This is a genomic window from Chrysiogenia bacterium, assembly GCA_020434085.1.
In the GTDB taxonomy this organism is placed as follows: Bacteria; JAGRBM01; JAGRBM01; order JAGRBM01; family JAGRBM01; genus JAGRBM01.
The window spans coordinates 1-8,878 of sequence record JAGRBM010000354.1 but is presented as its reverse complement, the minus strand read 5'-3'; the positions used below and the strand labels follow the sequence as shown (position 1 = coordinate 8,878).

Sequence of the window (8,878 nt, the reverse complement as noted above, 5' to 3'; positions counted from 1 at the left end):
CACGGCCTTCCCGCGTGCATCTCAAGGAAACCCGGAGCCGCTGGAGGAGCACAGAAACGCCGTGGACGCTGAAGATTTCAAGAAAATCGACCCGATCTCCCGCGAAGAGTTGACCGGCCAGATCAAGTGGAACGAGCAGGGCCTTGTTCCGGCCGTTGCCCAGTGCGCGGCCAGCGGCGACGTGCTCATGCTCGCGTGGGTGGATCGCGAGGCCCTGGACAAGACCTTCGAGACCGGGTTTGCCCACTACCACTCGCGAAGCCGGGGCAAACTCTGGAAAAAGGGTGAGTCGAGCGGCCACGTTCAGAAGATCCGCGACATCCGCCTGGATTGTGACGGCGACACCCTGTTGTTCCACGTGGAACAAACCGGCGCGGCCTGCCACACCGGGCGCTGGAACTGCTTCTTCCGGGAGGTCGAAGGGGAGAGCGCCGGCACCCCCTCGGGGCCCGCTGTGGTGAACGCCCTGTTCGAGGTGATCGAGGCCCGCAAGGCCTCCACCGGAGAGAAGTCCTACACCAAGAGTCTCTTCGAAAAAGGCCTGCCGAAGATCCTCGAAAAAATTCGCGAGGAATCGGGCGAGCTCGTCGAGGCGGCCGAGATCAAGGACAACACCGAGGTGGTCAAAGAGTTTTCCGACGTGCTCTTTCACTCGCTGGTTCTGCTCGCCCACAAGGACATCGACATCTCCGAGGTCTATGCCGAGCTGGCCCGGCGCTTTGGCACCAGCGGCCACACCGAGAAGGCCAGTCGAAAGAAGTAATCGCGGCGGCAGGGTGCTAAGAGACTGCGCAACCGATTGAGTCCCGGTCGCATCGGAGGCCGGGCAGGGGAGGAACCCATGAGCGAAATATTGAACCGCATCACCGAGGACACGAAGGCCGCCATGAAGGCCGGGAAGAAGGACGAGCTCTCGGTGCTTCGGATGATTTCCTCCGAGGCAAAGAACAAGCGAATCGAAGCCAAGGTCGAAGCCCTCACCGACGACCAGATGATCGAGGTGCTCAGCTCCGCCAAGAAACGGCGCGCCGAAGCAGCCGAGACCTACGACAAGGGCGGCCGCGCCGAGCTGGCCGAGAAGGAACGCGCGGAGATGGTGGTGATCGAACGCTACCTGCCGACGCAGCTCTCGGACGAAGAGCTCGGGAAAGTCGTCGCCGACGCCATCGCCAAGACCGGCGCGTCGAGTCCCAAGGACATGGGCAAGGTTATCGGCATGGTCATGGGTCAGATCAAGGGCCAGGCCGATGGCTCACGGGTGAGCGCACTGGTGAAGAGCAAGCTGACCGGCTGAAGATTCGAGAGCCAGAATTGGCTCAATTTCGAGCCATTTTGACAGGTCGAATTGCTCCAGCGAAGGGGCACCGCGGCTGTCCCCAAAGAATTCCACAAACTCTCCACAGGGCCGAGGGGGTGACCCCCGGCCCTGTTTGATTATTTTCATAACTCTTTGAAATCACAGGGAAAATTCAGAATTAAAAGTTGATGTAGCGCATCAACACAGATGCGGAACCTGTGGAAAGCTTTAGAGAATTCGGTAGTTCCAGCTTCGCTTGCCTACCAGATCAAACAAGCCCCGGGCGGGTTGGCCGGGGGCTTCCCAACGTGAAAGAATGGGCCCGTGTCCAAGCGCATTCCCCAGCAGACGATCAACGAAATTCTTGATCGCACCGACATCGTCGAACTCATCGGCGAGCGCGTACAGCTCAAGCGCGCGGGCAAGGACTGGAAGGGGCTCTGCCCTTTTCACAATGAAAAATCTCCCTCCTTCACCGTGAGCCAGGACAAGGGGCTCTACTACTGCTTTGGATGCCAGGCCGGCGGCAATGCCGTGGGCTTTCTCGAGGCCATCGATAACCTCAACTTCATCGAGGCGATCGAATACCTGGCCGACAAGGCCGGCGTCACCATCGAAACCGAGGCCCTGAGCGACGCGCGGCAGGCCCAGCGCGCGGCTGACCCGGTCTTCGATCTGCTCCAACGGACCTCGGAGTATTACCGGCGCCTGATCGTCGAGGACGAGGCCGCCGCCGAAGCGCGGGCCTACGCCGAGGGCCGCGGGCTGACCGGCGAGACCGCCGAGCTCTTCGAGATCGGCTGGGCGCCGGCGGGCTGGGACCGGCTGGTTCGTAAACTCCACAAGGCGGGGGTTAATCCGCGGCTGGCCCTCGATGCCGGGCTGGTGCAGCTCCGCCAGGAAGGCGCGCCGGTCACGTGGGAGAACCTGCGTGACAAATTCGTCGACCGGCTCATTTTTCCGATTCACGACGCGCGCGGCCGGGTCATCGGCTTTGGCGGCCGCTCCCTGCGCGACGATCAAATGCCCAAGTATCTGAACTCCCCGACGACCGAGCTCTTTCACAAGGGCAAGGTCCTCTACAACTTCCATCGCGCCCGCCGGGAGATCCGCGAAGAAACCGGCGTGATCGTGGTCGAAGGCTACATGGATTTGATTGCGCTCTGGCGCGCCGGCGTGAAGAACGCAGTGGCGACGCTGGGCACCGCGCTCACCGAAGACCATGCGCGCATCCTCCGGCGATACACCAAGCGTGTCACCCTGCTCTTTGATTCCGACAACGCCGGGCGGCAGGCCGCCTTCAAGAGCCTGGGCGTGCTGCTACCCCAGGGAATGGACCCGCACCGCGTGATGGTCGAGGGCGGCAAGGACCCGGACGATCTGCTTGAACGCGAGGGCCCCGAGGCGGTTCAGGCACTCATGGGGAAAACCCAGCCGCTGCTGAACATGCTCCTCGACGAACTGGCCGGCGCTGCCAACAAGGGTGGAAGCGCCGACATGGAGCAGGCGGTGGGTCGTGCGGCCGAAGTGCTCGCCGCGATTCCCGACCCGATCTCGCTGGATCGCGCGGTGGAGAGTTTCGCCCAGCGGCTCAATGTCTCTCCCGATCGCCTGCGTGAATCGCTACGCCGGGCCGCCGTGACGAATCGCACCCGCCGACGCGAAGGACAGGACCGCAACGATCCCCAACTTCGCGCCGAACTTGCGCGGGAAATGGGGCTGCCCGAAAAGCTCAACGAACGCGAACGGATGGAGCGCTTTCTTGTCGCGCTTTGCCTGCAGCTCTCCCAGTGCATGGAGCAGAGTCTGGAGGAAGACATCAATGCGTTGCTCAGTTCCGAGAGCCTGCAGCGCATTTACAAGGCCGCCGTGGAAGCTGGCACCGCGGCCAAGCCCGGGTTTTTCAACGCGGTGATCCAGAGTCTGCAGGGAGGGGAATCCCCACAGGAGGAAATCGCGCTGGCCTCTCGATTGATGAACGAGCCCCTGCGCCTTTCCGAGGAAGACACCGACCACAACCGGCCCGAAGAAGAACGCATCGAAGAGTCCCTGGAAAGCGTTCTAAAGAAGCTGGAGCACTACGTGCTGCTGACCGAGCGCACCGAGCTCCAGCAGCAACTTCGTGAGCTGGCGGGCGCCGAAGAGCCCGGAGCCCACACAGAGTTGTCCCAACGGCTATTGGACGTGGAACGTCGGTTGCGTTCATAATCCCTACCAGAGCGGATGCGCGAAATTCGGGGTTGGGATTGTTGAGCGCGGCGGGGACTTATTTCCCTGTGTTGCGATGCCAAGGGATTAGTGCGTGGCAAGGTCAGCCGGTACCACCAAAAAACCTAAAGCCGCTGCGAAGAAGGCGGCCGGGGCGAAGACTGTTAAGCGCGCACGCGCCAGTGCGAGCGCTGCGAAGACGAGCAAGGCCGCACCCCGCAAGGCCGCAAAGCCCGCGGCGAAAACCGCGCGCAAAAACAAAGCCGACAAACCAGAGACGACCGAAGCCGCCGGCGCGAAGAAGACGCCGCGCAGCGGCGCGCTCGAGACCGTGCTTTCGGCAGGTCGCGAAAAAGGCTTTCTTACCTACGACGAACTCAATGAAGCACTTCCCGGCGAAGGGGTGAGCACCGAGCAGCTCGACGAAATCATGCTCGAGCTCAGCGAGGACGGCGTGGACGTTCTCGAAGTCGCGCCCGATGACCTCGATGACGCGCTCGATGATGACGATGACGAGCTGAGCGCCGACGATCTCGACGACGACGAACCCGATGCCAACAGCGCGCCCGAGCGGCCGCGCAAACGGGCCTCCGACGCGAATGACTCGGAGACGCCGGGCAAGGCCGCCGCGCTGGCTCCGGGTGAGGGCGCCCACGTCGATCCGGTTCGCATGTACCTTCGGGAGATGGGCACCGTCAGCCTGCTCACCCGCGAGGGAGAGGTGGAGATCGCCAAGCGCATTGAAGCCGGCGAGCAGCGCGTGCGCAACGCGATCTATTCGTGCCCCTCGGCCGTGCGCGAATTCTTGAAGATCGGCGAGCAACTCAAAGACCGCGATGTTTCCATTCGCGACCTGCTCGACGACATCGATGAAGAGACCTTCGACGAAGAGCGCTACCGCGAAAAAGCGCTCGCCGCGTTCCGGCGGATCAGCCAGTCCTTCAAGGACCGCGAAGCAATCCAGAACAAGATCGGTCGCAAGAGCGTTTCGGAGAAAACCCGTGAGCGCTACCAGGGTGAGCTCGACGCCAACACCCGCAAGATTGCCAGCCAGATTTCCCTGCTCGGGCTCAACAGCCGCGAGGTGCAGCGCATCGTCAACGGCCTGAAGCTCGCGCTTGAGGAATATCGCTCGGCCGAGCGGCCGATTGTGCGTTTCGAGAATCGTTTGGGCCGCACGCGCGAGGACATCGCCCCGTATCTGAGCCGGATGCGCAAGAACGCCAAGGAGGCCGAAAAGGTCGCCAAGAGCATTCACGTGAGCATTGCTGACCTGCAGGCCTATGACGCCGCGCTGATTGAATCGTCGCGCGTCCGCGCCGAAGTCGAAGAAGGTACGGGCCTGCCGGTGGAGGAACTCACCCGATTGGTGCTGGAAATCGAGGCCGGTGAGGACGCCGCCTCGCGTGCGAAGGCCGATCTCATCGAGGCGAACCTTCGCCTGGTGGTTTCGATCGCCAAGAAATACACGAACCGCGGACTGCAGTTCCTCGATCTCATTCAGGAAGGCAACATCGGCCTGATGAAGGCCGTCGAGAAATTCGAGTACCAGCGCGGCTACAAGTTCTCGACCTACGCTACGTGGTGGATCCGCCAGTCGATCACCCGCGCCATTGCAGATCAGGCGCGCACCATCCGTATCCCGGTGCACATGATCGAGACGATCAACAAGCTTGTTCGGACCTCGCGCCAGCTCATCCAGGAACTCGGCCGCGAACCCACGCCCGAAGAGCTGGCCGTGCGCATGGAACTGCCGGTGGAAAAGGTGCGCAAGGTGATGAAAATCGCCAAGGAGCCCATCTCACTGGAAACGCCCGTGGGCGAGGAAGACGATTCGAGCCTGGGCGATTTCATCGAGGACGAATCGGTGATTTCACCGACGGATTCAGTCATCAACGTCAGCCTGCTCGAACAGACCCGCAACGTGCTGGCCACGCTGAGCCCGCGCGAGGAAAAAGTCCTGCGCATGCGCTTTGGCATCGGCGGCAAGAGCGATCACACGCTGGAGGAAGTCGGGCAGAACTGCTCGGTTACCCGCGAGCGCATCCGTCAGATCGAGGCCAAGGCGCTTCGCAAGCTGCGCCACCCCTCCCGTTCGGGCAAGCTCAAGAGCTTCGTCGACTGGTAGTCTCTCACTTCGTGCATTTCACACAACTGTCATCCTGAGCGAAGCGAAGGATCTCGCAGGTACGAGCGCTGTTGCCAACGCACGGGACAACGCTGATTCGTCGTTGCGAGATCCTTCGCTTTGCTCAGGATGACAGGAATGGGTGAGAAGTAGACGGAGGAGAGGTCGGCAATCAGTTGGCGAGAAGCGCGCTGATCTTGTCGATGAGTTGCGGCGCGCTTGCCGGCTTGCTGATGAAGTCGCTCGCGCCGTTGGCGAGGGCCTCTTCGCGCACGTCGGCACCGGTGTAGACGAGGACCGGGACGCTCTTGCCCCACTCGGTCTTGCGAAGGCGGCCGACAGCGTCGCTGCCGGTGGCGCCGGGCAGGCGATGATCCATGATGACGAGCGCGGGCTTCATGGACTCGACCGCCAGCAGGGCGGTACCCACGCTCGAAAAGAGGTGAACCTCCGTGTCCGGAATCAGGGCGATCACTTTTTGGAGGTAGCGCTGGGTAACGGCATCGTCCTCGCAGACGACGACCTTCCGAATGGCGTTCATAACGTCCCCTTCAAACCGCGGCTTGCTCCCGCCGTGGTTTCCCGCCAACTTGCATGCGCGCGAAGCTACTAAAATCATTGGGCTCTTCGCAAGGATTAATCCAAATCACAAATCTAAGTGCCTGAAATTACTTTATTATCAGGAATCTCGGGGTGACGCAAAGCGACACAGCGGACCGGATGGACGCCCAGCAACCCCGCCCCCTAAGATGCGCGCCAGTGAGACGAGCCCACGCGCCAAGGAGACCCACCCCATGATCGAAATCGACCCCGCCCAGGCATCGGGCAAGGAACTCTATTTTTTGATGATCTCGGCCATCGTGCCCCGGCCCATCGCGTGGATCTCCACCCGTGGAAAGGACGGCTCCACCAACCTGGCGCCCTTTTCCTATTTCCAGGGAATCACCTCGAAGCCGCCCATGATCTCGGTGAGCATCGGGCACCGCCGCTGGGGCGACCAGCTCGTCAAGAAGGACTCGCTGCGCAACATCGAGGAGACCGGAGACTTCGTTGTAAACATCCCTACCGAGGATCAGGCCGAACTCGTCACGCTGAGTTCCACGGAGTTCGCTCCCGACGAATCGGAGATCGAAAAGACGGGTCTGACGCCCGTGGATTCCGACATTGTGAGCGCCCCGCGCATTGCCGAGTGCCCGATTCAGTTTGAGTGCAAGCTCGACCAGATCGTCTGGTGCGGAAAGCCCAAGCCCCTGAACGGCCTGATCATCGCCGAAGTGGTGAAGTTCCACATTGCCGATTCGGTCTGGGATGACGAAAAGAAGTGGGTCGACATCGAAAAGCTCCACCCGCTCTCACGCCTGGCCGGCCAGCTCTACGGAAAGACCCGCGAGGTTTTCGAAGTCGAGCGCCCCGACTGGGCCGCCAAGGGCGTCAAAGCCTAGTTGCCGTATTTCTTGATCGCCTTGCGCATTGCGCGCAGGATTCCTTTGGGTGAGGTGCTGCCCCAGTAGTAGGCGTCTTCGCCGCCGTCGTTGAGCTCGGTGTCGAGCTTCCCGGTGGGTGAGAGAACGAGCATACGCGGAATGTAGCGACCGTCGGGCGCGTAGCTGCGATCCAGTACATCCATTTCGTCGGAATTGCCGCGCGCCATGACAAAGCGCTGTGCCAGTTCGGCCACCTGTTGATCCTCGAACTGCGTTTCGAACTCCTTACAATGAGGGCACCAGTCGGTGTAGACCACCAGCAGAACGGGCCGCTGCAGGCGGCGGGCGGAGGTTTTTGCCTGTGAAAGCGGCACCCACCGGATCTGGTTGGAATTCCACTCCCCGCCGGGACGCCCGCGCAGGGTGCTGCTCGCGCTCGGCGCGGCTGAGCTTGCAACGGGCGCAGGCGCCGGGCCGCTCTGATAGGTATTGAGCTTGCGCCCGTCGACTACCCGCACGCGCGGGCGGTATTTGGGCGGCACGCTGTCGATGCCGGCAACGAATTTCAAATTTCCGGCGTCGTCGGTGTAGCGAAACACGATGCGGGTGGGATCGCTGGCGGCGCCCTTTTCCTCTTCGGGTTCGTCGGCGGGTTCCGCCTTTTCAGGCTCGACCTGTGCGGTCCGGGGTTCTTCGGGCGGAGCCTCTTCTTCGGCCGGGGTGGGCTGTTTCTGCGATTCAGCCGGTTCACGCGAGCCCGGCCACATCCGCTGGGCGGGATCGACAAAGCGCCGGGCCTCATCGAGATACTCGTCCATGTCCGCGCTGCACCCACTGATCACGAACGCAAGCATCGCTGCCAGAATCCATCGCATGAAAACAGTCTAGAGGAATCGGACGGAACGGGGAAAACTCAGGCCGCGATCTCATCCACCAGTGCTTTGACGCGCCTGCGCACCTCGGCTTGAATTTCCCGAACCTGCGCCAGACCCTTCCCTTTGGGGTCGGGCAGCGGCCAGTCGCGTGTTTCCAGGCCCGGAACGTAGGGACAGTTCTCGCCGCAGCCCATGGTGATGAGCAGCTTCGCGTCGGCGCAGAGCTCCTCGGTGAGTTTTTGCGGGCGCGCATCCGAGAGATCGATGCCCGCTTCCTTCATCACTTCGAGCACCTCGGGATGCACGTGGTCGGCGGGCTGGGTGCCTGCCGAAACGCCCTGCCACTCGGGGCTCCGGCAGAGCGCATTGAAGAAGGCCGCCGCCATCTGGGAGCGGCCGGCATTGTGCACGCAGGCAAAGATGACGCGGTTCATGGCTGCTCCTCAGGCGTGTGCCGCTTCGGGAAACCAGTCCCGCGTCCGGTTGGCAAAGGCGACCAGCGAGAGCATCACGGGCACCTCGATGAGCACGCCCACGACGGTCGCCAGTGCGGCGCCCGAAGAGAGCCCGAAAAGGCTGATGGCAACCGCCACGGCAAGCTCGAAGAAGTTCGAAGTGCCGATCATGGCCGCCGGCGCGGCGACATTGAACGGGAGTTTCAATGCGCGTGCGAGCGCGTAGGCAATGGCAAAAATCCCGTAGCTCTGTATCAGCAGCGGAACGGCAATGAGTGCGACGCGAATGGGATTGGCGATGATGGTCTCTGCCTGAAACCCGAAGAGCAATATGACGGTAAGAAGCAGCCCCACGATCGATGCGGGCTTGAGCCGGTTGGCGAGCTTGTCGATCGATTCCGGCCGATCCGACTCGATGAAATGCCTGTGCGTCAGGACGCCCGCGCCCAGCGGGATGACCACAAAGACGAAAACGGAGGCAAACAGGGTCT

Annotated in this window: 9 protein-coding genes; 5 read left to right on the top strand and 4 right to left on the bottom strand. The window is 62.1% G+C overall.

What is annotated here, in order from left to right; all coding sequences use genetic code 11:
- Window positions 1-109: 109 nt before the first annotated feature.
- The 4 genes from KDH09_12310 (at window position 110) to rpoD (ending at window position 5,633) form a co-directional block, all read left to right on the top strand.
- A complete protein-coding gene (locus tag KDH09_12310) occupies window positions 110-763 on the top strand; it encodes a bifunctional phosphoribosyl-AMP cyclohydrolase/phosphoribosyl-ATP diphosphatase HisIE (GenBank protein MCB0220473.1) in 654 nt (217 codons plus the stop codon).
- A 78-nt stretch (window positions 764-841) separates the two neighbouring features.
- Entirely contained in the window at window positions 842-1,294 is a 453-nt protein-coding gene (locus KDH09_12305) for a GatB/YqeY domain-containing protein (protein ID MCB0220472.1), read from the top strand.
- A 327-nt stretch (window positions 1,295-1,621) separates the two neighbouring features.
- Window positions 1,622-3,505, top strand: coding sequence for a DNA primase (locus KDH09_12300; protein MCB0220471.1), 1,884 nt, complete (start codon window positions 1,622-1,624; stop codon window positions 3,503-3,505).
- A gap of 94 nt (window positions 3,506-3,599) precedes the next feature.
- Complete coding sequence (rpoD, locus tag KDH09_12295; GenBank protein ID MCB0220470.1) at window positions 3,600-5,633, top strand: RNA polymerase sigma factor RpoD; 2,034 nt, start codon at window positions 3,600-3,602, stop codon at window positions 5,631-5,633.
- A gap of 172 nt (window positions 5,634-5,805) precedes the next feature.
- Here rpoD and KDH09_12290 read toward each other — a convergent pair whose 3' ends face one another.
- A complete protein-coding gene (locus KDH09_12290; GenBank protein ID MCB0220469.1) occupies window positions 5,806-6,174 on the bottom strand; it encodes a response regulator in 369 nt (122 codons plus the stop codon).
- A gap of 253 nt (window positions 6,175-6,427) precedes the next feature.
- Here KDH09_12290 and KDH09_12285 point away from each other — a divergent pair, with 253 nt between their 5' ends.
- Window positions 6,428-7,075 carry a flavin reductase family protein gene (locus tag KDH09_12285; GenBank protein ID MCB0220468.1) on the top strand — a complete coding sequence of 216 codons (648 nt, stop codon included), beginning with the start codon at window positions 6,428-6,430 and terminating at the stop codon, window positions 7,073-7,075.
- Here KDH09_12285 and KDH09_12280 read toward each other — a convergent pair.
- The 3 genes from KDH09_12280 to KDH09_12270 all read right to left on the bottom strand — a co-directional run.
- Entirely contained in the window at window positions 7,072-7,932 is an 861-nt protein-coding gene (locus KDH09_12280; GenBank protein MCB0220467.1) for a thioredoxin family protein, read from the bottom strand. The two genes, KDH09_12285 and KDH09_12280, sit on opposite strands and share 4 nt — an antisense overlap.
- Window positions 7,933-7,970: 38 nt before the next feature.
- Window positions 7,971-8,366 (bottom strand): arsenate reductase ArsC, encoded by a 396-nt coding sequence (locus KDH09_12275; GenBank protein MCB0220466.1) that lies wholly within the window; start codon window positions 8,364-8,366, stop codon window positions 7,971-7,973.
- A 9-nt stretch (window positions 8,367-8,375) separates the two neighbouring features.
- The coding region (locus KDH09_12270) for an arsenical-resistance protein (GenBank protein ID MCB0220465.1) at window positions 8,376-8,878 on the bottom strand (503 nt) is incomplete at its 5' end.

Coding starts and splice junctions, on each gene's coding strand:
- KDH09_12305 (MCB0220472.1), top strand. CDS start 842: ATGAGCGAAATATTGAACCGCATCACCGAGGACACGAAGGCCGCCATG.
- KDH09_12290 (MCB0220469.1), bottom strand. CDS start 6,174: ATGAACGCCATTCGGAAGGTCGTCGTCTGCGAGGACGATGCCGTTACC.
- KDH09_12285 (MCB0220468.1), top strand. CDS start 6,428: ATGATCGAAATCGACCCCGCCCAGGCATCGGGCAAGGAACTCTATTTT.
- KDH09_12280 (MCB0220467.1), bottom strand. CDS start 7,932: ATGCGATGGATTCTGGCAGCGATGCTTGCGTTCGTGATCAGTGGGTGC.
- KDH09_12275 (MCB0220466.1), bottom strand. CDS start 8,366: ATGAACCGCGTCATCTTTGCCTGCGTGCACAATGCCGGCCGCTCCCAG.